This window comes from Polynucleobacter sp. 73C-SIWE, assembly GCF_018882465.1.
Classification (GTDB): Bacteria; Pseudomonadota; Gammaproteobacteria; order Burkholderiales; family Burkholderiaceae; genus Polynucleobacter.
The window spans coordinates 163,470-186,391 of record NZ_JACVOK010000002.1 but is presented as its reverse complement, the minus strand read 5'-3'; the positions used below and the strand labels follow the sequence as shown (position 1 = coordinate 186,391).

20 protein-coding genes and 2 pseudogenes are annotated in these 22,922 nt (G+C 46.4%); 1 reads left to right on the top strand and 21 read right to left on the bottom strand.

Annotated features, from left to right (window positions below; all coding sequences use genetic code 11):
* Positions 1-105: 105 nt before the first annotated feature.
* Genes der through ndk form a run of 7 tightly spaced genes read right to left on the bottom strand, consistent with a single transcriptional unit; the run spans position 106 to position 7,640 of the window.
* The gene (der, locus tag ICN17_RS07210; protein WP_216138894.1) at positions 106-1,470 is read right to left on the bottom strand and encodes a ribosome biogenesis GTPase Der; all 1,365 of its coding nucleotides are present in this window, start codon (positions 1,468-1,470) and stop codon (positions 106-108) included.
* On the bottom strand, positions 1,467-2,633 hold the full coding sequence (gene bamB, locus ICN17_RS07205) for an outer membrane protein assembly factor BamB (protein ID WP_216236847.1): 1,167 nt from the start codon (positions 2,631-2,633) through the stop codon (positions 1,467-1,469). The genes der and bamB overlap by 4 nt, the downstream gene beginning before the upstream one ends.
* Positions 2,633-3,292 carry a tetratricopeptide repeat protein gene (locus tag ICN17_RS07200; RefSeq protein ID WP_216236846.1) on the bottom strand — a complete coding sequence of 220 codons (660 nt, stop codon included), beginning with the start codon at positions 3,290-3,292 and terminating at the stop codon, positions 2,633-2,635. Before ICN17_RS07200 ends, bamB begins: the two co-directional genes overlap by 1 nt.
* Positions 3,293-3,352: 60 nt before the next feature.
* Positions 3,353-4,672: a histidine--tRNA ligase gene (hisS, locus tag ICN17_RS07195; RefSeq protein WP_216236845.1), complete on the bottom strand. Its 1,320-nt coding sequence runs from the start codon at positions 4,670-4,672 to the stop codon at positions 3,353-3,355.
* A gap of 30 nt (positions 4,673-4,702) precedes the next feature.
* Positions 4,703-5,971: a flavodoxin-dependent (E)-4-hydroxy-3-methylbut-2-enyl-diphosphate synthase gene (ispG, locus tag ICN17_RS07190; protein WP_216236844.1), complete on the bottom strand. Its 1,269-nt coding sequence runs from the start codon at positions 5,969-5,971 to the stop codon at positions 4,703-4,705.
* Positions 5,972-5,984: 13 nt separating this feature from the next.
* Entirely contained in the window at positions 5,985-7,172 is a 1,188-nt protein-coding gene (gene rlmN / locus ICN17_RS07185; RefSeq protein ID WP_216236843.1) for a 23S rRNA (adenine(2503)-C(2))-methyltransferase RlmN, read from the bottom strand.
* Positions 7,173-7,214: 42 nt separating this feature from the next.
* Entirely contained in the window at positions 7,215-7,640 is a 426-nt protein-coding gene (gene ndk / locus ICN17_RS07180) for a nucleoside-diphosphate kinase (RefSeq protein WP_087909768.1), read from the bottom strand.
* Between the two features lie 268 nt (positions 7,641-7,908).
* Between ndk and ICN17_RS07175 the strand changes: the two genes are divergently transcribed.
* A complete protein-coding gene (locus tag ICN17_RS07175; protein WP_216236842.1) occupies positions 7,909-8,610 on the top strand; it encodes a Bax inhibitor-1 family protein in 702 nt (233 codons plus the stop codon).
* Between the two features lie 327 nt (positions 8,611-8,937).
* Here ICN17_RS07175 and rlmD read toward each other — a convergent pair whose 3' ends face one another.
* The 14 genes and pseudogenes from rlmD to recR (ICN17_RS07105) form a co-directional block, all read right to left on the bottom strand.
* The gene (gene rlmD, locus ICN17_RS07170; protein WP_216237586.1) at positions 8,938-10,374 is read right to left on the bottom strand and encodes a 23S rRNA (uracil(1939)-C(5))-methyltransferase RlmD; all 1,437 of its coding nucleotides are present in this window, start codon (positions 10,372-10,374) and stop codon (positions 8,938-8,940) included.
* Positions 10,367-11,188, bottom strand: a complete 822-nt coding sequence (locus ICN17_RS07165; RefSeq protein WP_216236841.1) for a 3'-5' exonuclease — start codon at positions 11,186-11,188, stop codon at positions 10,367-10,369. The genes rlmD and ICN17_RS07165 overlap by 8 nt, the downstream gene beginning before the upstream one ends.
* Before the next feature lie 17 nt (positions 11,189-11,205).
* The gene (locus tag ICN17_RS07160; protein ID WP_255538351.1) at positions 11,206-11,967 is read right to left on the bottom strand and encodes a peptidoglycan DD-metalloendopeptidase family protein; all 762 of its coding nucleotides are present in this window, start codon (positions 11,965-11,967) and stop codon (positions 11,206-11,208) included.
* 26 nt (positions 11,968-11,993) lie between these two features.
* Positions 11,994-12,617 (bottom strand): annotated as a pseudogene (locus ICN17_RS07155) (protein-L-isoaspartate(D-aspartate) O-methyltransferase); the annotation flags it as partial.
* Positions 12,618-12,646: 29 nt separating this feature from the next.
* The gene (surE, locus tag ICN17_RS07150) at positions 12,647-13,435 is read right to left on the bottom strand and encodes a 5'/3'-nucleotidase SurE (protein WP_216236839.1); all 789 of its coding nucleotides are present in this window, start codon (positions 13,433-13,435) and stop codon (positions 12,647-12,649) included.
* Between the two features lie 22 nt (positions 13,436-13,457).
* Positions 13,458-16,535: a CusA/CzcA family heavy metal efflux RND transporter gene (locus ICN17_RS07145; RefSeq protein WP_216236838.1), complete on the bottom strand. Its 3,078-nt coding sequence runs from the start codon at positions 16,533-16,535 to the stop codon at positions 13,458-13,460.
* Positions 16,536-17,807 carry an efflux RND transporter periplasmic adaptor subunit gene (locus ICN17_RS07140; RefSeq protein WP_255538350.1) on the bottom strand — a complete coding sequence of 424 codons (1,272 nt, stop codon included), beginning with the start codon at positions 17,805-17,807 and terminating at the stop codon, positions 16,536-16,538.
* 9 nt (positions 17,808-17,816) lie between these two features.
* Complete coding sequence (locus ICN17_RS07135) at positions 17,817-19,265, bottom strand: TolC family protein (protein WP_216236837.1); 1,449 nt, start codon at positions 19,263-19,265, stop codon at positions 17,817-17,819.
* 253 nt (positions 19,266-19,518) lie between these two features.
* Positions 19,519-20,934: a carbohydrate porin gene (locus tag ICN17_RS07130; protein WP_216236836.1), complete on the bottom strand. Its 1,416-nt coding sequence runs from the start codon at positions 20,932-20,934 to the stop codon at positions 19,519-19,521.
* A gap of 234 nt (positions 20,935-21,168) precedes the next feature.
* The gene (locus ICN17_RS07125) at positions 21,169-21,396 is read right to left on the bottom strand and encodes a ParD-like family protein (protein ID WP_216236835.1); all 228 of its coding nucleotides are present in this window, start codon (positions 21,394-21,396) and stop codon (positions 21,169-21,171) included.
* 1 nt (position 21,397) lies between these two features.
* Positions 21,398-21,544 (bottom strand): annotated as a pseudogene (gene recR / locus ICN17_RS10460) (recombination protein RecR); the annotation flags it as partial.
* On the bottom strand, positions 21,522-21,890 hold the full coding sequence (locus ICN17_RS07115; RefSeq protein ID WP_216236834.1) for a DUF86 domain-containing protein: 369 nt from the start codon (positions 21,888-21,890) through the stop codon (positions 21,522-21,524). The pseudogene recR (ICN17_RS10460) and the gene ICN17_RS07115, both read right to left, overlap by 23 nt.
* A complete protein-coding gene (locus tag ICN17_RS07110) occupies positions 21,887-22,177 on the bottom strand; it encodes a nucleotidyltransferase family protein (RefSeq protein ID WP_216236833.1) in 291 nt (96 codons plus the stop codon). Before ICN17_RS07110 ends, ICN17_RS07115 begins: the two co-directional genes overlap by 4 nt.
* Before the next feature lie 110 nt (positions 22,178-22,287).
* Positions 22,288-22,902 (bottom strand): recombination mediator RecR, encoded by a 615-nt coding sequence (gene recR, locus ICN17_RS07105; RefSeq protein WP_216236832.1) that lies wholly within the window; start codon positions 22,900-22,902, stop codon positions 22,288-22,290.
* Positions 22,903-22,922 lie beyond the last annotated feature (20 nt).

Below are 22,922 nucleotides of genomic sequence, written 5' to 3'. Positions count from 1 at the left end.
TTTTAATTAGGGAGTCTTGCTTTTTTTAATGAAATCTTACTTTTACAAATTAACCTTACCGAGCCTTCTATATTGAGCTTAATTATAAAAAAATCAAGTCCAAATTTAGCGCTTTTTGCCTTTTTTACCTTTATCCGCATCCACATAGGGGTTTTTGGCGGTATTCATCTGAATCCTTAGAGGGGTGCCCCGCAGCTTGAATACATCCCTAAAGCGCCCTTCCAGGTAACGCTTATAACTATCGGTTACGCCACTCAATGATGTTCCATGAATAACGACGATTGGGGGGTTCATGCCCCCTTGGTGCGCATAACGTAATTTCGGACGACCCATACCAACCCGTTTGGGTTGTTGATGCTCAATAGCTTCTTGCAAGATGCGAGTCAAACGTGGGGTAGGCAATTTGGCCATTGCGGCTGCATAGGCAGCGTCCACATCTTTAAATAACTCTTTGAGGCCCGTACCTTTTTTCGCCGAGATCGGATGTACGTTTGCAAAATCCAAGAAGCGTAATTTTTGCGCAATCTCTAAACGCGCGCGTTCTTTAACGTAGGAATCAATACCATCCCACTTGTTCACAGCAACGACTAGTGCTCGACCTGCTTCAACGATAAATCCCGCAATATGCGCATCTTGCTCTGAAATATCTTGCTGCGCATCGAGCATCAAGATCACCACATTACAGTCTGCAATCGCTTGTAATGTTTTAACCACTGAGAACTTTTCAATTGCCTCAAATACTTTGCCACGACGGCGCAAGCCAGCCGTATCAACCAATACATAAGGTTTGCCATTACGCTCAAAGGGCACTTCAATCGCATCACGGGTTGTGCCGGGCATATCAAATGCAATCACCCGCTCTTCACCGATCAACTTATTAATCAAAGTGGATTTACCAACGTTTGGTCGGCCTACTACCGCAATCTTCATTGGGCGATTTGGGTCGTTTGCCAATTCCTCTTCATCTGGCTCAGCAATGCCTAAAGAATCTAGGGCGTCATCGATTAATCCGCGAACACCGTCGCCATGGGCAGAAGAGATTGGAAATGGCTCGCCTAAACCAAGTTCATGAAAGTCTGCAGTCACGACACCAGCCTGCATACCTTCGGTTTTATTAACCGCCAGAATGATTGGGCGACCGGTCTTACGTAAGAAGTCTGCGATGACACGGTCTTGTGGTGCCATACCCAGGCGACCATCTACCAAGAAGATCACAATGTCAGATTCGGCTACAGCTTGCTTAGTCTGCTTTGCCATCTCAGCAACAATGCCGGTCTTGGCAACAGGCTCAAAGCCACCGGTATCGACACAAATAAATGCGCGCTCACCGATACGACCTTTGCCGTAATGGCGATCCCTTGTGAGCCCTGAAAAATCTGCTACTAGGGCATCGCGCGAACGGGTTAGACGATTAAAAAGTGTCGACTTCCCAACATTGGGGCGGCCGACGATAGTGATGACTGGATTCATTTAGGACTATACGCCGTGATTTTTCCACCCTGAGATTGAATCAAGATGAGTCCGCCTACTGCAATTGGAGCAGCGGAAATTTTGTTACTGTCGTGACGAATACGCGCAACCATCTCGCCATTCGCCTGTGCGAATGCATGCACATAACCCTGTGCATCACCCATGAGTAAAACTTTACCAACTGCCAAGGACTCACCTAAATCACGGAATGTGAGTTGGGTATTTTCCCAAATCTGTGTACCGTCTTTAGTAGCAAATGCAGTCACATGGGATTTTTCGTTAGCCGAAAAAACCATCTCAGTGCTTTGAGAGGTGCCGGTATAGCTCGAGTAATCTTTAAACCATAAGAGGTTTCCGGTACGTGCCTGACCACAGCCAATGCGGCCCTGATAAGAGACGGCGCAGATAATATCGCCTTCCATACTGGGTTTAGCAGTGACATCATTTAAGCGCTCGATTTCCGAGAAGCCTTTTGGAAATGACACAGGAGTTTCCCAAACTAAACCGCCATTCGCGATCGCAATCATGCCAAAGCGTCCACCAGCAAAGCCGGTCACAATTACTTCATTCCCAATTGCCAGCATGCCGTAACCAACGCGCAGCGATAAAGCGGATTGTTGGCGCTGATAAATCCACTTGCGTACACCCGTTTGCGCATCCAAACCGATAAAACGATTATCAAGTGCTCGCACAATCACCACTCCGCCAGCAACAATAGGCTCACTCAAGACTTCACTGCTAACACTGACTTTCCAAATCTGCTTGCCAGTATCGTCATAGGCATAGACGGTGCCACGGGTACTCACAGCAACCGTAGTACGACCATCAGATCCGGGGCCAATGGATAAGCGCTCAGGAACAGAGGCCTCCCAAACCTTATTGCCTGTGGCTAAGTCAATCTTTGCCAAGTTACCGCGGTGTGAAGCTGCATACACCGCATCGCCAGCCACGATTGGATGAAAATTAAAGCCTTCAGAAGAGCCGACATTGGTTGACCATACCTGTTGCATATCAAACTGATTGGTCACGGCCATTAACTCAGAGGGCTTGCGGACGCGAGAACTACCAGAACATGCAATCAATGCTGTCGCGACTACGCCCACAAGGATAGTGGTGCTAGCAAGTCTTAGCAGACGTTTCATAGCATTGATCTTGACAGTCATCACTTAGCCACTCCTCCAACGGCATCGAGCTTCACCTTCAAGAGACGGCGCGCTTCTTCTGGGAATTCTTTAGCTTGATCTAATTTTTTCCAGGCATCTTCGTAGCTTTTTTTAGCATCAGCATTTTTCTTCTGCGCTAAATACCAGTCACCACGTCGCTCTAGCCACAAAGCTTCGAAGCCCGTAATTGGGCTTTCCTTCAGAACTAGATCAGCTTCAGCGAAATCTTTTTCACTACCCTGCTCAATGAGCTGAGCTACTAGGCGTAATTTTGCTAAGGCCAAGTAACCATCATTCGATGCATTCTTAGCAGTCCAACGTAAGTAATCAAGCGCCTTTGCACTATCACCTGCATCAGATGCAATCCGTGCAGCAATCAAGCTCGACATTGCTGCATAAGGTGTGCGAGCAAAATCTTTTTGCATATCATCGGCAGCGCGCAAAGTCTGCTCTTTATCGCCCTTGGCAATAGCACTCACCATCGTTTCGTAAAGCTTGGAAGCTTCCAAAGCTTGGTTATTACGCCACCATCCATAACCACTATATGCAGCATATGCAAACAAGACAACCGTTAGAACACCAGTAATCAAATTACGGTACTTTTGCCAAAACGCTTTAAATTGGTCTAACTGTTCTTGTTCTTCTAGATCTAAAGGCATGTGAATCCAAGCTAATTAATAAGGGTTTTATTGCTATTAAACGCAATCAATAGACTCATTCTATTCGGAGGCGCCCACCAAGGCATCAATTACGGCCTCTAGTACCCCATCGAGAGGGACGGCCTTTTGCTCGCCGCTAGCACGCAAGTCTTTGATCTGAGCCTCATTCTTGGCTAATTCGTCTGGGCCAATGATGACTGCAAAGGCTGCCCCACTAGCATCGGCCTTCTTCATTTGTGACTTAAAGCTAGCAGATTGGCCATCTGGTGGGCAGAACAGGATGGTATCGACACCAGCACTACGGAGACGCTCGGCAATGATCATGGCAGCAGTTAAGGTTTCGCCGCCCTGATGCAAGACAAAGATATCGCATTGGGATTGCGCCTCTGGCAATGATCCAGAGACTTTCATGAGCTCTAAAACACGCTCCATTCCCATTGCCCAACCACACGCAGGAGCAGCTTTACCACCCATGCGCTCAATAAGTGGATCGTAACGACCACCCCCGGCAATCGTACCCTGCGCACCCAACTCATCTGTGATCCACTCAAATACAGTGAGGTTGTAATAATCCAAGCCACGTACTAAACGCGGATTAATCTTGCAAGGAATATTATTGGCTTTGATTAACGCCTGAACTGCGTTGAAATGTGCAAGAGATTCTTCGCCCAAAAAATCCAATAACTTTGGTGCACCCTCGATCAATGCCTGCATCTCTGGATTTTTAGAATCCAAAATACGCAAAGGATTACTCATCAGGCGACGCTGTGAGTCTTCATCTAGTTGTGACTTATTTTTCTCAAAGTAAGTTACCAGCGCAGCGCGATGCTCTGCACGCTCATTAGCCTGCCCTAGAGAGTTAATCTCCAAACGCACACCTTTGAGACCCAGCTCATCCCAAAGACGTTGTCCCATGAGAATAATTTCAGCATCGATGTCAGGCCCGGCAAAGCCTAAAGCTTCAACGCCAAACTGGTGGAACTGGCGATAGCGGCCACGCTGTGGGCGCTCATGACGAAACATTGGGCCGGTATACCAAAGACGCTTAGGTCCTTCGTATAGCAAATTGTTTTCAATCACGGAACGTACTAATGCAGCAGTACCTTCGGGACGCAAAGTGAGTTGCTCACCATTTAAACGGTCCTCAAAGGAATACATTTCTTTTTCAACAATATCGGTCACTTCTCCAATACCACGCTGAAATACTGCCGTTGCTTCAACAATCGGTGTTCGTAAGAACTCATAACCATAAGCACGTGTTAAATCACGCAGGACATGATCAAGATGAGCCCACTGCGCAGCATCGGCTGGCAGCAAATCATTCATGCCGCGTACGCCATTAATTTTTTGGGCTTTAGTTTTACTAGTTTGATCAGTCATTTTTATTCTTGTTCTACTAATTTAGATCTATTAGGCTTTTGCTGCGTAATTCTGCTTCACGTATTCATCCACGATGACCTGAAAATCTTGCGCAATATTTTCACCGCGTAATGTTTTGACTTTAACGCCATCCACAAATACCGGGGCTGCTGGTGTCTCCCCCGTCCCTGGTAAAGAAATCCCAATATTAGCGTGCTTACTCTCGCCTGGGCCATTCACAATACAACCCATCACAGCCACATTCATATTCTCAACACCTGGGTGAGTTTTCTTCCAAATAGGCATTTGTTGGCGCAGATACGATTGAATATCAGCAGCCAACTCCTGGAAAGTTGTGCTGGTAGTTCTGCCACAACCAGGGCATGCAATCACCATGGGCGTGAAATTACGCAAGCCCATGGTTTGTAAAATCTCTTGAGCAACAATCACCTCGTTCTCACGAGGAGCCCCTGGATCAGGCGTCAAGGAAACCCGAATCGTATCGCCAATTCCTTCTTGCAACAAAATACCCATTGCTGCAGTAGAAGACACAATACCTTTGCTACCCATACCCGCCTCAGTTAAACCTAAGTGCAGTGGATAGTCAGAGCGATTCGAAAGATCACGATAGACAGCAACTAAGTCTTGCACATTACTGACTTTGCAAGACAACAAAATTTGATTAGGGTTCATACCCAGCTCAACGGCTTTTTCTGCCGACTGTAATGCTGACTGAATCAAAGCCTCAATCATGACCTCTTGTGCAGTCTTCGGTTCTGCTAAAGCGGCATTACTGTCCATAATGGATGCCAACAGATCTTGGTCTAAGCTTCCCCAGTTCACGCCAATGCGAATTGGCTTATCGTATTTGCAAGCTGCTTCAATCATTTGTGCAAACTGTGGATCACGCTTAGCGCCCTTACCCACATTGCCAGGATTAATACGGTACTTCGAGAGTGCTTTAGCGCAGTCAGGGAAATCGTTTAATAAGGTATGGCCGTTGTAATGAAAGTCGCCAATCAATGGCACCAAGATATCCATCTTATCTAGTTGCTCACGAATATAGGGAACGGCTGCTGCAGCTTCTGGTGTGTTGACTGTAATCCGCACCATCTCAGAACCAGCACGTGCCAACTCTTTAATCTGTATCGCCGTACCAACTGCATCTGCCGTATCGGTATTAGTCATAGATTGCACGCGTACGGGGGCGTCACCACCTACGGTAATGATGTTACTTTTCCAGGCAATAGTTGCTTGACGGGTTAAGCGCTTAGGGGATGGTCCTAGCAAGAGTTTTGCTGATGAATTATTAGAGCTCATAGGGATCTAATCCTTAATTTAACTTTTTGAGCCATTCGATTGGCTGCTCTTGTGATTCTGTAATGATGTCTGCATCGTGTACTGCACGTTCACGCACTCGAGTGCGATCAATAACATCACCTGCTAACTGCCCACAGGCAGCAGCAATATCATCACCACGAGTCTTGCGCACAGTCGCTACCATGCCCGCATCTAAGAGAATGCTAGCAAAAGCGTTTACCCGCTGAGCTGACGAGCGCTTCAGACCAGACTCTGGAAACGGATTAAATGGAATCAGGTTAATTTTGCACTTAATGTTCTTCAGTAAGCGAACCAATTCTTTTGCTTGAATATCGGAATCGTTCACGCCATCGAGCATGCAGTATTCAAAAGTGAGAAAGTCTCTTGGCGCAAATGGCAAGTAACGCTCACAGGCATCGAGTAATTCATGTAATGGGTACTTTTGATTCAGCGGTACCAGCTGATCACGCAACTGGTCGTTGGGCGCATGCAATGACACTGCCAATGCAACTGGACAATCTTGTGCGAGTCGATCAATCATTGGCACTACACCCGATGTAGAAACGGTGACGCGTCGACGCGATAAACCATAGGCTCTGTCATCCAGCATTAAACGCAATGCTGAGACTACATTGTCATAGTTGAGTAAGGGCTCGCCCATTCCCATCATGACCACATTCGAGATGACGCGACCAGTGTGCTCCCAGCCCGGGGTTGGATATTTTTCAATTCTACGGACAGCTTCTGGATCATTGCGCAATAGATGCTCTGCAAACCAGAGTTGTCCAATGATTTCACCGGAAGTGAGGTTGCGCGAGAAGCCTTGATGACCTGTAGAGCAAAAACGGCAATTGACTGCGCACCCTGCTTGAGAAGAAATACACAAGGTACCTCGATCATCTTCAGGAATAAACACGGACTCAACCGCGTTACCAGCGCCCACATCCAATAGCCACTTACGTGTGCCGTCTGCAGCGTGTTCGTCTTTAATAATGGGAAGAGAGAGTACTTCCGCTTTGTCTAGCAATGTTGCTCTAAAGCTTTTTGCTAAATCACTCATGTCATTGATGTCAGATATACCCCGTTGGTGTATCCACTGCATGAGCTGCTTTGCCCTAAAGGGCTTTTCATTCAACCCCGCGACATACGCTGCCATTTGGTCAGCGTCAAAATCTAAGAGATTTACGCGCGGGGAGGTCAATGCGCCTACTTATGAATAAATAGCTAATCGATTAATCAGTGATTAACGATTAAAAACATTCATGCCTGGGAAGAAGAAAGCAACTTCCACAGCAGCTGTTTCAGGAGCATCAGAACCATGAACAGCATTTGCATCAATACTGTCAGCAAAATCAGCACGAATTGTGCCTTTTTCTGCCTTCTTAGGATCGGTAGCGCCCATCAAATCACGATTCTTAGCAATCGCGCCTTCGCCTTGCAATACTTGAATCATGACAGGACCAGAAATCATGAAGTTCACCAAATCTTTGAAGAAAGGACGATCCTTGTGAACGCCGTAGAACTGCTCAGCCTCAACTTGTGAGAGATGCGCCATTCTGGAAGCAACAATCTTCAAACCAGCAGATTCAAAACGGTCATAAATTTTGCCGATGACGTTTTTAGCGACAGCATCAGGTTTGATAATAGAAAGGGTGCGTTCAATTGCCATGCAAGACTCCAATAGTGAATTCAAAGATATTTGCCGAATGGGGTCTAAATGGCTTAAACAGCCACCCCGCTTCAGCGACCCCCAAATTATACATTGCCTGACCGTATTTACCCCTATGTCTGTAGGGCTAAGCCCTTGAATTTACAGGGCATAAGCCCTGACTTTGTAGGTCTTTTATTAGGGGGCTTGAAATTGGGGCATTTTGTCTATACTTACTGTCGACAGCCCTCCATGGGCTCATGTAATTACTTTGAAAGAAGGAGTCAATATGAGTGATCTCAACTCTTACGGCTTTGGCCAAACCGGCTCAATTAGCACTATTCAGGTACGTAACCGCGTACTACGCAATACCTATGCCCTCTTAGCCCTATCCATGGTTCCAACAGTGATTGGTGCCTGGCTTGGTGTTGCGATGGGTCTGGACCTCTTTGGTGGAAGTCCGTTTATTGGCTTCATCGTCTTCATGGCAGTTGCCTTTGGCTTCTTCTGGGCAATTGAGAAGAACAAAGAGACTGGCGTGGGCGTTCTACTCCTGTTAGGCTTCACCTTCTTCATGGGCATCATGATGTCCCGTTTAGTGGGCTTTACGCTCAACAGCTACAGCAATGGTGCGACCCTAATCATGCTGTCCTTTGGTGGCACAGCAGCTATCTTCGCAGTGATGGCGACTATCGCCACTGTGAGCAAAAGTGATTTTGCAGGCATGGGCAAATGGCTGATGGTTGGCGTACTGCTCTTGATCGTTGCTTCGCTGGCCAATATCTGGTTGCAGCTACCTGCTTTGATGTTGACTGTAATGGTCTTGGCTATTGCAATCTTCTCTGCCTTCATCCTGGTTGACGTACAACGCGTTATCAATGGCGGTGAGACAAACTACATCATGGCTACTTTAGCGATTTACTTGGATGTCTACAACGTATTTACCAACCTACTCGCCCTCTTGGGTATTGTGGGTGGCAATAAAGAGTAAGAAGACTAAGAACTTTTTAGTGTGATGTTCTCTAAGGCGCCTGCGGGCGCCTTTTTCATTGCGTAGCTTTTTGTCTGTGAACGATTAGTTCGCTACAAACATGCTCACCGCATACGATAGTGCTATCAAAATGAATATGATCGCAAAACTATCTGAGCCTCGCATGACACACTCCCAGTGTTTGATGACATGGTTAACAGCTATCTATTGCTGCACAACTTCAATCTACCCCTCCAAAAAGCTGGCAAGAATCATCACTGCACCGGGATTTAGCCTCATGCACTCAATTGGCGCCAAGAATCTGGGAAAGGGTTCTAAATCAGGGAATTAGAGTGGCTTTGGACGGTCAAAAACGGCCATTGATTCAACATGGGAGGTATGCGGGAACATGTTCACGATCCCAGCGCTACTGAGTGAGTAGCCAGCGTGATGGCACAAAATCTCGACATCTCTAGCCAAAGTCTTGGGATTACAAGAGACATACACAATACGCTCTGGAAGCAGATCACTATTGTGCGTATGCAAGTCTGCAAGCGATTTACAGATTTCCATTGCACCTTCACGCGGAGGGTCCATGAGCCAGCGCTCTGCTTTGCCCCAGGATGCAATAGTTTCAGGAGTGACTTCAAATAAATCACTTCTCATGAAACTGGCTTTGTAAGCTAAGTTGTTATGTATGGCATTTTCTTTTGCGCGTGTCGTTAAGGTTTCCAAACCTTCTATGCCCAACACTTCATTTGCTTTTCTAGCAAGTGGCAAGGTGAAATTACCAAGCCCACAAAATAAATCGAGTACGCGATCAGATGTTTTGACTTCTAACAAACGAATCGCCCTGCTCACAAGCGCGCGGTTCATCATATGATTGACTTGCGTGAAATCGGCTGGCTTAAAGGGCATCTCGATTTCAAATTCAGGTAGACGGTAGCAAAGCTTGCCATTCTCTGGATAGAACGGGGCTACAGTCTCAATCCCCTTGGGCTGCAGCCAGATCCAGACTTGATGTTGATCTGCGAATTGACGTAGCAACTGCTCATCATCTGCAGTTAATGGATTCAGAATACGAAAGACCAATGCCGTTACGGGTTTTGCTTTCTTGGGATCTTCAGAAAAGGGCTCTTCTGGCTCACCTACTGCAATTTCAATTTGCGGCATGCGATCTACGATGGATAAGCCCATGACTAATTTACGTAACTCTGGCAATAAATCAGATACATGCTTGGGCAAAATCTCACAAGCAAGCATGTCAGCTACATAACTACTCTTGCCTTCATGAAAGCCAATGAGTACTGTGCCTTTTTTAATCGAGCGATTTACCGCACTTAAGCGTGCACGATGACGATATTCCCAGGTAGGGCCGCCCATCGGTCGTAAAATTTCTTGGGGCTTGGTCTTAGCAATATGCCGCAGATCATCTTCGAGGACGCGCTGCTTCATTGCCACCTGAGCACGAATATCTAAGTGCTGCATGGTGCAACCACCACAAATACCAAAGGCTACACACTTAGGCTCTGCCCTAAATACCGCAGGCTTGAGGATCTGCCGTACTTTCGCTTTACTAAACCGGGCTTTATCACTAGTGACGGTATAAGTCACCAGCTCAGTAGGCAATGCGCCCTGAATAAAAATGACTTTGCCGCTTTGGCCTTGAATTAGTTCTTCTTCGTTTGGTGCTAAGCGGGCAATGCCTTGGGCATCCAAATCGAGGGCTTCAACTCTTACCGGCTCAGTCACTTCAATATTGACTGGCTTATCGCCTCTACGCATCCGCTGCAAAACCTTGGAGATATTCTTGCCACTGGCCACCATTGGGCTCTTTGGCCTCTTTTTCCAAATAGGCTTTTACAAAGTCAATTTCTTCCTTGTATTCATCTAAAGAGAAGCCGCCACGCAGTAATTGAAAACGGCAATACATGAGATAAGTATTTACAACATCAGTCTCGCAATAGCGACGAATGTCATCAATCTTGCCATCCTGATATGCAGGCCATACTTGACTGCCATCCATGCCCATCTTGCCTGGGAAACCACACAGCTTTGCTAGGCCATCTAGAGGTGCATTGGCTCTGCCATTGAATTTGGCCAACAGATCCATCATGTCGAGATGACGCATGTGATAACGACTGATGTAGTTATTCCATTTAAAGTCACGGCTATCGGCCTCTTGGCTCTCACCCATCTCCCAGTAGCGTGGCGCTTGAATGTGATTGGCCAGCGCACGGTAATGCAGAACGGGTAGATCAAAGCCGCTACCGTTCCAAGAAACCAATTGGGGAGTGTACTTCTCAATGAGATCAAAGAAAGCCTGAATCAATACCTTCTCGTCATCTTGCGGAGTGCCTAAGGTACCAACCTTAATTTGTGGAGCGCCTTCTTTGGTGGTTCTACGAATGACACAAGAAATGGCCACAATTTTTTGCAAGAAGAGTGGCAGAAACTCACTGCCCGTTTTGGCCGCTCTCTCAGCCATGGCTTTAGCCGCTACTTCGGCATCGCTCATGGAATCTGGATACTCTTCCAGGCGCCTTATCCCCGCTACATCAGGAATAGTTTCAATATCAAATACGAGAACGGTGGCCATGCGCTCTTGCCGAACCGTTACTGCAGATACGGTGTTGGATTGACTGGCTTACCGTTGACGCGCAATTCAAAATGGAGCTTAGGGGAATTGGTATCAGTGTCACCCATCTCAGCAATCTTTTGACCCTTACGCACACTATCGCCCTCTTTCACTAAGAGCTTGCTGTTGTGCGCATAAGCAGTGAGATAAGTATTGTCATGCTTGACGATGACTAAGTTACCGTAACCTCGCAAACTATTGCCGGCGTAAACCACTTTGCCATCCGAAGCTGCTAATACCGGCTCGCCAACCTTACCAGCAATATCGATACCTTTATTGGTTTCGTTAAATTCACCAGTGACCTTGCCTTTGGCAGGCCATGACAAACGAATACCAGGCTCCGCTACCACTTCTGGCTTAGTAGGTTCAGGGGTTGGCGCAGGCGCATCTGCTTTATCAATGCTTGGAGTCGATTTTTTATCGACTGGCTTAGCAGCTTTAGCACTTGCTGGCGGCTTAACCAAAATCAAATCACCTATTTCAATCACATTGGGATTGAAGTTCGGATTTTCTACCTTATTCCACTGCGCTACATCCCGTGGCGCCTGGCCATGATCAAGAGCAATACGCGCTAGAGTGTCCCCTCTTTTAACTCGGTAGTACCCCGGTGGCGTTGGCTCATTAGCAATAGTCCCGCCAGAGCGATCTGTGACGCTAGCAGGCTTAGTGCGAGGGGTGGAACAGCCAATAGTCAGCGCCAGAGTTGCAGACATCAGTGCAATGAGAAAGCTTTTAGGCATAGTAGGTCTTGAATTCGGCTGAGATTTCATATTACCCCTGATTGTAAGGGTACAAAAAAGACCTCGTCCAGGACAGTTCTTTGGTAGCGCTGAGAGCTCATTCTTTCAACCATGATGAGCTGCTGCTCTTTTTCATTTTTGGCAACTGGGGCAACCAAGCGTCCTCCAATAGCCAATTGGTCCAATAAGGCGTCCGGGATACCTAAACCCGCTGCCGCCAAGATGATCCCGTCAAAGGGTGCGGCTTGGGGCAAACCCAAGATGCCATCACCGTAGATCAAGCGCAGATTATTAATCCGAAATGGGCGCAGCTTCGCTCTAGCCATGTCATGCAGCGGACGAATGCGCTCTATTGAATAAACTTCATCAGCCAGCAAACTCAGCACTGCTGCTTGGTAACCACAACCTGTACCAATCTCGAGAACTTTGCCAAGCGGATGCCGAGGCTTATGCAACAACTCAATCATGCGAGCTACTACTGATGGCTTAGAGATCGTTTGCTCTTGGCCAATAGGAAGCGCTGTATCTTCATAGGCTTGTGCATGCAAACCAGCATCAATAAATGCATGTCGTGGAACGGTCGCAATGGCCTCTAAAGTTTTACCGTGCTTCACACCGCCAGCATGCACTTTGGCAGCTAGCGCTTGGCGATAGGCCGCGAATCTTTCAGTGGGAGCCTTCAACCGCGATCCCAACCACTAGAGCGCATTGCTGCTAAGCGTGCGTGATGACTTAAATCCAATTGCATCGGAGTAATCGAAATACAACCCTCATCAATTGCATGGAAATCCGTACCATCTGAATTATCTTTAACGTGTCCTGCTGCACCAATCCAATAAATCTTATCGCCACGCGGGCTATCTTGCACTACCACTGGTTGTGAGTGATGGCGATTGCCTAAACGAGTGACACGCCAGCGATACAAATCTGCATAAGGACGGTTTGGGATATTGACGTTCAGTAATGTTGCTGTACCTTCTGTTCTAGCGAGCGCTGAAATCAACATCTGTGCAACCACATCGTGTGCAGCTTTAGCGGCATCCTCAATCCGGTTCCAGCCACGATCGATTTGTGAGAAAGCAATACCAGGAACACCAAACATCACCCCTTCAATCGCTGCTGCCACTGTGCCGGAATAGAGCACATCCTCGCCCATGTTCTCGCCCTGATTGATGCCAGAAATGACTAGGTCAGGCTTTTCATCCAAGAAACCGGTCATCGCCACGTGTACGCAATCTGTGGGCGTGCCATTAATAAAGAAAAATCCATCACGCTCACCACCAGCCACTCGATGAATCGAGAGCGGTCTAGATAAGGTTAAAGAGTTAGATGCGCCACTGTGATTTTGCTCAGGCGCAATCACCGTAATGCGGCCCAATGGACGCACGGCATTGACCAGGGCAAGTAAGCCAGGAGCGAGATAGCCATCATCGTTAGAAATCAAAATATGGGGTTGACGTTCACTCATGAATATTAATTACTTTCTTAACTTAAATATTACTTGCTGGGGTTAATGCACGCCCCCTGAACCAGCCATAGATTACCGGTAAGACTAAAAGTGTCAAGATAGTGGTTGTCACCATGCCACCCACAATCACCAAGGCTAATGGCCGCTGTGCTTCAGAGCCAATCGAGTGCGATAAAGCCGCTGGCAAAAGACCTAAACCTGAAAGTGCTGCAGTCATAAGAACGGGACGTACACGCAAAGAGGCACCCTCCACCATGATGTCCTTCATCTCGCCATGTTCAGTTGCCGCCGTCTTATTAATAAAAGAGATTAAGATCACGCCATCCTGAATTGCAATGCCAAAGAGCGATAAGAATCCAAAGAATGCCGAGATGCTCAATGTTTCCCCAGCAAGATGCAAAGCAAGAACGCCGCCAATGGCTGCAAATGGCACATTGATCATCACAATAAAGGCGTCGCGGAAATTTCCAAAAGCACTCACAAGCAATAAGAAGATGCCCAGCAAGGCTAAAGGCACAATCAACATCAGTTTCTTTTGCGCCTGCTTCATTTGATTGAACTGCCCATCCCAGCTAATAGAGTAATTCGGCGGCAAGGTGATGTTTTGCTCAACCAAGATCTGAGCATCCTCTACAGCACTACCCAAATCACGATTACGTACGCTAAATTTAATCGCAATATAGCGCTTACCCGCCTCACGATAGATAAAGAATGGGCCATCTGATAACTGCACAGTAGCTACCATCGATAAGGGGATCTTAGCCCCGTCAGGAGCGTCTACTAATAAATGGCCAATATCTACAACGTCATTACGACTGCCTTCATTTAAGCGTATCGCAATACCAAAGGTCTTTTCATCTTCAAGTAAATTGGTTACGGCTGCACCACCGATCGCATTAGCAACCACAGTTTGAATATCATTCACATTAATGCCATAACGAGCTGCACGCTCGCGATCAATCTGGATATTGAGGGTTGGCTGACCAAGCTCTTTTAAGATGCCTTCGTCCTCTACGCCGCGTACTTTTTTCAGCTGATCAATGACTTCATGTGCCTTTTGATCAAGGACCTCAAGATCGGTACCATAAATCTTGATCGAGTTCTCGCCCTTCACGCCCGATAGGGCCTCATTGACGTTATCTTGAATATATTGCGAGAAGCTATAAGTAATGCCCGGAATCTGATTTAACTCTTTTTCTAGATGAGCAATGAGGTCTTTCTTGGAAGAGCCTCTTGGCATCTTGTCGGGGCTCTTTAAATAGAGCCCATACTCCTGATTGAACACGCCTGTAGAGTCAGTGCCGTCATCAGGACGACCAATCTGTGCAGCAACCTTTTCAATCTCAGGCTGCTTTAAGAAAGTCTCGCGCAGTTGATTGGCAACCTTGACAGAGTAATCCAGATCTACCGTATTAGGCAAAGTAACGCGCAGCCAAATATTGTTCTCTTCAAGGGTTGGCAAGAAGGCGGTACCCAAACGCATCATGCTGAGCAAAGTCAGACCAAGAACAAAGACCGCTACTGAGAAAACCGTTAAGGGACGATCCATCCATCTTCTGAGCAAAGGCTTATAGCTTTCCAGAATTTTGGTGATGAATGATGGGGGTTTGTGATGCAGATTCTCACCAAATACCAAAGAAATCATTGCCGGCAGGAAGGTCAAGCTCAAAATCATTGCTGCAATCAAAGCAAAGCCCATGGTGAAGGCCATTGGCTTGAAGATAATGCCCTCAACACCGCCCATAAAGAACAATGGGGAATAGGCTACGATGATGATGCCGGTTGAGTAAATCATGGCGCGCTGCACTTCACTAGTGGCCAGAATGATGCTTTGATTGAGGCGCTTACCGCCCTCCTCCAGGTGACGCATGACGTTCTCCGTCAGAATCACGGCAGAGTCGACGATCACTCCAAAGTCAATTGCGCCCAGAGAAATTAAGTTGGCTGGCACGCTCCATAAATGCATCTGAATAAACGAGACGCACAAAGCCAGTGGAATAACAGCAGCAACTACGGCAGCTGCGCGAATATTACCCAAGAAGAAAAACAACACTGCCAGCACTAAAGAAATACCAAAGAACAAGGTATGTTTAACCGTACCAATCGTGATATCTAAAAGCACTTGACGATCGTAGAACGGCTTTACTTCAATGCCTGGAGGCAATATATGTTTATTGATATTGTCGATGGTGTGGCGCACTCTTGCTAATACCTCAGTAGCATTCTCGCCGCGGCGCAAATAAACAATACCCTCAACTGAATCAGGATTGTGATTGAATTGAAACATCCCCAAACGAGGCGCATTGCCTATATCAACTCTAGCAACATCCCCAATTCGAATAGGCACACCCTTATTTACGGCAACAACAACTTGCTTGATGTCATCAATACTTTTGAGAAGGCCAACTCCGCGAACCACAAATTGCTGCTCACCACTAGGTAACAATCCACCACCAATATTGCTATTGGCATTGGTGAGCGCCAAGATCAATTGATTGACAGAGACATCCTTGGCCTGGAGACTTTCAGGGCTGACGATCACCTGATACTGCCGCACCTTGCCGCCGAATGAAGACACATCAGCTACACCCGGGGTTTGCTTGAGCTCTTTATAGATCTCGTAGTTTTGTAATGTTTTTAATTGTGTAGAGGATGCGTATTCAGAACGAACCTCATAGCGCATAATCTCGCCGGTTGCATCTGAGTCAGGGCTAATGCTAGAAGTCACACCCGGAGGGAAACTCACGTTGGCTAAATTAGCTAAGAAAGTTTGGCGAGCCTTGAATGGATCTGTAGTGTCATTAAATTTGAGTGTGACTACAGACAATCCAAATAGCGATACAGAGCGAAACGCTTGCAAGCCTGGAATGCCAGCCAATGCATTTTCAACGGGAATGGTAACTTGTTGCTCTACCTCGGTAGTACTTCTTCCTGGCCATTGTGAAATCGCTTGGATTGTTAATGGTGCAACCCCTGGATATGGCTGAATTGGTAATTTGCTCAAACTGAGCATACCTAGGCCAAGCAATACGACAGAAGCAAAAATGACAAGCACGCGCTTCTCGACTACCCCTCGAATAAAGGAGGTGAAAACGCTCACTTAGTCCTCCTGCTTGGCAAAGCGGTCATTTAACAAAACAGCGCCCTCAGCCAAGATTTGCCAACCCTGCTCCACGCCCTCAGTAATCGCAAAGCTCTTACTGTTGAGATCATAACCCTTCACTGGCACGCGCCTGAAGGTCTCAGGACCAACCTTAATGATGGCAAAGCGATGTTCACGAATTCTGACAATGGCTGATTGCGGAACTACTACTGCATCTGCAGTACCAGTAGTGAGCAATCCAGAAGCGAACATATCGGGACGCAGCAAATCATCGGTGTTTTCTACATCAGCACGAATTAATAAAGCCCTTGTCTGTGGGTCAATTGCGGGGGCAATGTAGTTGGCATAAGCAACAAACTCTTTCTCAGGATAAGCCTCAAGGTGCAAAACCATCTTTTGCCCCTGCTTAATCATTCTGAAATCTTGTTCGAATACATTACCCAAGAACCAGAGGTGCTTAGGGTCAGCTAGCGTGGCGATAACGTCTCCGGAACTCAGTGTCGAGCCAGGCTCAACATTGCGCTTCACTACAACACCCTTTAATGGTGAGCGCATGACTAAATTAGCCGTTGTCTTGCCAGTAGCTTCAATACTCTTGATATCCCCATCTCCTGCGCCTAGATTTCTCATACGGTTTGCAGCAGCTTGCTGAGTAATACGGGCATCCCCCAGTAAATCACTCATGGTTTTACTGCCCTCTAAAACCCTAGCAGTTTTAGAAGAGAGTAAATATTCTTGTTGAGCAGAAATAAACTCTGGGCTATAAAGCTCTACCACTGGTGAACCAATATCCACGAGTGCACCATCGAAGGCATAAATACGCTCAACCCTGCCTGGAGCACGCGCTGAGAGCACTTTTGATTTTTCAGCATTAAATGCAAGGCGTCCTGGTACTTTGATATTGACCGGTACTTGAACTTTTTCAGCTGACTGAAAAACATACACCTCTGGGTTGAGTTTTACGCCAGGCAACTTTAATTCCAATACGCCACTACTCTCTACTTTGAGACCCTTGCTAGAACTTTCAATTTTCACAACGCGATTTACGTTGGTCACACGACCCAGCACAATACCAATCGATAGAATTGCAAAAGCAAAAGCAGCCAAGCGAACGCGGTAACGATTCGTTGGAGAAAGATTCCAATACAAGCCAACTAAGCCAGTAGCAGCAACTTTTGCATGATGTGCGCCATCGTGCACTCCTTTGTGCAAATGCGGTTTTACCTTCTCAGGCAAACCTTTTAGAAACGCAATCAATTTATTGAGCAAAACTACTCCTTAAAAAGGCTCTTTGCCTGCAGAAACCATTAATACTGCTTGCGCTTGCAATAGATTACTCTCCGCTTGCGCCAATGCAATCTCTAAGTTACGCAATTGAGTTTGCGCAGTCAATAAATCATTAAATCCTTGACCATTATTCGAGTACTGGGTCAGGCCCACCTTATAGGCAGCATCCGCCTGTGGCACTTGGCGATCCTTCAAAAATTGGGTTTGGCTCTTGGCCTGCTCATAGGCGGCATAGGCTGTATTGACGGCCAATACAATTTGCTGACGATTCGAGATATTGCCGGCCTCAGCGGCCGCTTGATTACGTTGTGCCTGCTCTACCCCATACTTTTCTTTAGTAAAGAAATAGAGCGGAATGATGAGATCTAATTCGAACTGATAAAACATCGCGCCGTTGTTAGCAGAAAAAGGTCCACGCGGAGTGTAAGAAGAACCAATCACCTGAAAGTCTGGGAGATATGCTTTTTTGGCTAAGTCAACACCCTTGCGTGCAGCATCAAGTTGTAATGCTGAACTTTTTAAAGCGGGATGACTCGATTCTGCATAGTCTTCTAACTCCACTAAAGTGGGCACACTACTCATAGCGCGGCGCACATCACCACGGAGAACCAATTTCTCGCGGGAGTGACGGCCTACTAAGGTATTGATGTTGTTGAGTGCAACTTGTAATTGACGCTCAACATTGAACTGATCTGCTTGGGCTGCACTTTGCGCCACTTGTGCGTTGAGATATTCAACATAAGCTGCTGCATTATTGGCGTAGCGTGCTTTAGCAACATTCTTCACCATCTCTAGGCGCATGACAGACTCTTTCAGAACCTGAAGCTGCTTTTGAGCCGCTAGCGCGTTGTAGTAAAGGGTTGAGAGCTGTGCACCCAATTGCAAATAAGTAGATTCAGAGCTTGCCAGGAGCGCTTCTGCATTGGTATTCGCAATATCCGCTGCCAAACTCTTCTTTCCAGGAAACTGAAATGGTTGTGCTACCGAAATAGCGTTATTACTACTGATGCCATTAGGATTAGCAGCTGATGGTGCATTTGCACCACCTAAGGCAAATGGTGAATTGACTGGCATGCCTGACCATACCAATCCAACTTGTGGATTAGCCGGTGCAGCAATCTGCGGTACGGTTGCCTTGGCAGATAAATAGGACTCACGCAATGAAGACAATTGCGGGTTGTTCAGTTTTAACTCACTCCACAATTGACGCAAATCCATCTCGGTTGGTCCGGATGAAATCGGTTTGGTATAAATCTTGGGTATATTCGCTTTGGTAACCGGGGCAAATAACTCCGCTACTTTTGGGCTTTGCTCTTGGCTACCGAGTTGCGCGCCAATGGATGGCGGCGCTGTTAAAGAGGAGTCATTAGATTGCACAGTGACGCTGGCAGGAGCACTCTGACCACCTTGCGCAAAAGCAGAAATTGCAAAAGTCGCCATTGCATATGGTGCAATGCTTTTGAATAAATTTGCTACGTCTCTCTTACGTATGCCGTAAATCAACAAATGCGGCTACCTCTAAATCTATATAAATGCTATTTTTATAGCCCCTGATGCAGATTTAGATCCTAGAAATACCCATTTCAGGGGGCTTTTAGAGATTATAGGTGACAAAAGCCAAAAGTCTAAAAATTAGGAATGGCTATCTTATTGATTCTAAAGAAAATAATTAAAAGCTGGAACAACAGAACGCTTAAAACTCAGCATGAATCCTGAAAGATACGATGTTTACAGGGCCGCGGGCAGCGTTGTATGCCGGATTATTGATGTGCTGAAAGTTCAGACCAGCAAGCACATTCTTAATCACCTTGGCGTTGTAATACACCTCGCCAATTCTTTCTGGTCGATAGGAGATTGTCTGGCCTGCACCAGCATAGTCACCAATAAAGTAAGAGACACCCCCAGCTTGCAAATACCCTCTTCTGAAACTCGAGAGTCCGTTTTGCATCATGGAGATACCAATAGTGTCACTCGGACGCTTCCAGCTTGTGCCATTCATACCCATACCAACCGAGATTGAGTTATCCGCTTCAGTGAACGACATCGTTTCAGTATGACCATCAGATGTAAATGCACGGCCATAGATCCCTAGATCTTTTGTCAAAGCCTGCTCACCATGAATACCGACACCGGTTTTATATTGATAATTAGTACGCACATTATTAATCGCTTGCGTACCCTGGGCATTATTAGCCACTATATAATTGGTTGCATCAGAAAAGCGCGCCAGAATCATTCTGTTGCGGTAAGCAAGCACACTGACCTTACCAGGAAGGTCGGCAATATTGTGTTGCCGCTCAACTTCAATTTGGTCACCATAAGTATTAAAGATTTGCCAATTGAGATCGCGGCCATTAGGATTTTTCGGTGCAAGCATACGAGAGGCCCGCAAAACCCAATTATCAAGATACCATTCACCCGCTAGGCCAGTACTGTAGCCGCGCGCGTCAGCAGAATAGTCGTAAGCTAAGTAGGTCATATTGCCCCAGTTCATAAACTGAATGCGTGGATCTTTAGCATAGCGACTATCGTCAAAAATATCTAAAGTAGAAAACTGTCCAGCAGTCACAACAACACGATTGCTACTCACGGTTTGTGTAATTTGATTAGCTTCATTCTCAAGAACAACTTTATCGCCCTCTTGATTAAATGTCTGACGTACAAAAGCACGTGCAGAATAAAACTTAGCTTGTGCTCCAGTAGCCTTACTTCCCTCACCATTGGTAAAGCCACCCAAACCTACTAAACCAGAGAAAGGTACACCAGAGATCACCTCTGGGTTGAAATAGATATCCGTATTAGGCGCCACACGAGCACCAAAGAATAAAGTCCCTGACCAGGTATAGCTCATGGAGTTCTGAGCATTCAAGCTATTTGGACCAGAATAGCTGGATGTGAAGTTGTTGTAACGCTGATTCACGTAAGTAGTCTGGCCGTGTATGTTTACTGGTAATCCAAAGAGTTCACCCTCTGTTGGCAAATCCTGAATAGGTGATGCAAAAGTGGCAATTTGGTCCGAGCCCGAGCCCGCCTTCTGCGCGAACGCAGTTGCTCCGAGGAAAGTGCAAATAATGCTCAACAGGAGGGGTAGATAAAACTTGCGGGTCATTCACAATTTCTAATTGGGATGCCAGTGCAATGCAATAGCAAGGTACCGATAGGAAAAACTAGGCAAACACAGCTTGAGATTGAAGCCCAAGGGTGGTGCAGACCAAATTATCCCCAATAAGAAGGAATTTACCTAGCCTTTATGGCAATGGGATGACAGATTAGCGATTGGGGCTTGATGCACAGGGGATGGCACTGTGCTCTGAAAACAACTTACTAGGTACTCAAGGGATATTTAGACAGGCTTCCCAAAACGAAATTGGCTTAACTTATTGAGATTCATCTCTGCTCTACTTGCCAAAATATCCTGGATCATATCGACTTGTAGATCAGGATTGTCTTCACATGCCTTGCCTAGACGGGCCCAATACTCAATCTGCTCAGAGATGGTTCTTTTTGTAATACCCGAGGCAGAATTCGCATCATCAATTAATGACTCTGACAACTCGATAGAAACCAGCATGTTAGCGGCGATCCATTAAAGCTCTAGCCAAGGTTCCCGCATCAACATACTCCAACTCCCCGCCTACCGGGATACCGCGTGCAATACGGGTGAAATGGGTAGTAGCTTCGCCCACACATCGCAACTTATTCAAGACTAGGATTTGCTTCGATTAACTGAACTATCTGATCTTCCAAAACTGGGAGATTGATTTCGATGGTTTTCCAAATAATTGGCAAATCAACCTTAAAGTAACCATGAGCTAAAGCGTTGCGCATTTCATAGGCAATCATTAGCGGAAGTTCGGGATGAGCGGCCGCATATTCAGGAAAGGATCGTTCTATATTTTTACTTGCCTCTCCAATCACCTCAAAATTACGTATGACTGCATCTTGAATTAATTGACTCTTTAGAAAACCAAGCTCATCAATATCACTGCAATATTCTTGAATTCGTTTAATTGCTAGAAGAATATGCCTTAAGTAATCCTGCAGCCTCTGCGGGTCACGACTCATATTACTAGAGCTTGAGAGATCACTACATTACGAAAATGATCTGGCAAAGCATTAGGCGTCAAAACATCTACTGGCACACCTAACAATTGCTTTAATTTATGTCTAATGCTGCCAATATCAAACAAGGTGGTATCGGCGCTGGGATCAATCAATATATCCAAGTCGCTGCCATCTATATCGGTACTAGTGGCTACCGAACCGAAAACGCGGGCATTACTTGCGTGATGCGCTTCAACAATGGAGCGAATCTCAGCACGATGGGCATTCATGGCGATAGATGGTTTCATAACTGAGATTATCCAAAGATTTGACCTAGATATCAATATATGCTGTATTTACTTAGTTTTATGAGGTTTTTTTGGAAAAGAACCTGCACTCATAGAGCTGCAATCAATATTTAGCGGCGGTCCATCAGAGCCCTAGCTAATGTGCCCGCGTCAACATACTCAAGCTCACCACCCACTGGAATACCTCGTGCAATACGGGTGACCTTAATGCCTTTAGCTTTGAGAACTTCGCCAATGTAATGGGCAGTGGCCTCACCTTCACTCGTGAAGTTGGTTGCCAGCACTACTTCCCGAATCGGCACGCCGGTATCAGGATTTTCAATCCGAGTAAGCAAGCGATCAAAATGAATCTCATTGGGACCCATACCATCGAGTGGTGACAGACGGCCCATGAGTACAAAGTAGTTGCCTTTGAAACTTAAGGTCTGCTCGACCATCACTTGATCGGCAGGTGTCTCCACAATACATAGCAAGGAAGGATCACGGCGCTCATCAGAGCAGGTGCTACAGATTTGGGTTTCTGAGAAAGTATTGCAACGGGCGCAGTGACCAACCGTCTCTACTGCCGCACCCAATGATTGGGCCAGCACTGCGGCACCATTACGATCATGCTGTAATAGATAAAATGCCATACGCTGGGCAGACTTAGGCCCTACTCCTGGCAACACACGCAATGCCTCAATCAAACGACCGAGTGCATCAACAGGTGCTTCTATGCGTGCCATTAAATAATGAACTGATTAGT

Excerpts from the sequence above, each read along its gene's own strand:
- der (WP_216138894.1), bottom strand. The coding sequence starts at position 1,470 with ATGAATCCAGTCATCACTATCGTCGGCCGCCCCAATGTTGGGAAGTCG.
- bamB (WP_216236847.1), bottom strand. The coding sequence starts at position 2,633 with ATGACTGTCAAGATCAATGCTATGAAACGTCTGCTAAGACTTGCTAGC.
- ICN17_RS07200 (WP_216236846.1), bottom strand. The coding sequence starts at position 3,292 with ATGCCTTTAGATCTAGAAGAACAAGAACAGTTAGACCAATTTAAAGCG.
- hisS (WP_216236845.1), bottom strand. The coding sequence starts at position 4,672 with ATGACTGATCAAACTAGTAAAACTAAAGCCCAAAAAATTAATGGCGTA.
- ispG (WP_216236844.1), bottom strand. The coding sequence starts at position 5,971 with ATGAGCTCTAATAATTCATCAGCAAAACTCTTGCTAGGACCATCCCCT.
- ndk (WP_087909768.1), bottom strand. The coding sequence starts at position 7,640 with ATGGCAATTGAACGCACCCTTTCTATTATCAAACCTGATGCTGTCGCT.
- ICN17_RS07175 (WP_216236842.1), top strand. The coding sequence starts at position 7,909 with ATGAGTGATCTCAACTCTTACGGCTTTGGCCAAACCGGCTCAATTAGC.
- rlmD (WP_216237586.1), bottom strand. The coding sequence starts at position 10,374 with ATGCGTAGAGGCGATAAGCCAGTCAATATTGAAGTGACTGAGCCGGTA.
- ICN17_RS07165 (WP_216236841.1), bottom strand. The coding sequence starts at position 11,188 with ATGGCCACCGTTCTCGTATTTGATATTGAAACTATTCCTGATGTAGCG.
- ICN17_RS07160 (WP_255538351.1), bottom strand. The coding sequence starts at position 11,967 with ATGCCTAAAAGCTTTCTCATTGCACTGATGTCTGCAACTCTGGCGCTG.
- surE (WP_216236839.1), bottom strand. The coding sequence starts at position 13,435 with ATGAGTGAACGTCAACCCCATATTTTGATTTCTAACGATGATGGCTAT.
- ICN17_RS07135 (WP_216236837.1), bottom strand. The coding sequence starts at position 19,265 with ATGGCGACTTTTGCAATTTCTGCTTTTGCGCAAGGTGGTCAGAGTGCT.
- ICN17_RS07130 (WP_216236836.1), bottom strand. The coding sequence starts at position 20,934 with ATGACCCGCAAGTTTTATCTACCCCTCCTGTTGAGCATTATTTGCACT.
- ICN17_RS07125 (WP_216236835.1), bottom strand. The coding sequence starts at position 21,396 with ATGCTGGTTTCTATCGAGTTGTCAGAGTCATTAATTGATGATGCGAAT.
- ICN17_RS07115 (WP_216236834.1), bottom strand. The coding sequence starts at position 21,890 with ATGAGTCGTGACCCGCAGAGGCTGCAGGATTACTTAAGGCATATTCTT.
- ICN17_RS07110 (WP_216236833.1), bottom strand. The coding sequence starts at position 22,177 with ATGAAACCATCTATCGCCATGAATGCCCATCGTGCTGAGATTCGCTCC.
- recR (WP_216236832.1), bottom strand. The coding sequence starts at position 22,902 with ATGGCACGCATAGAAGCACCTGTTGATGCACTCGGTCGTTTGATTGAG.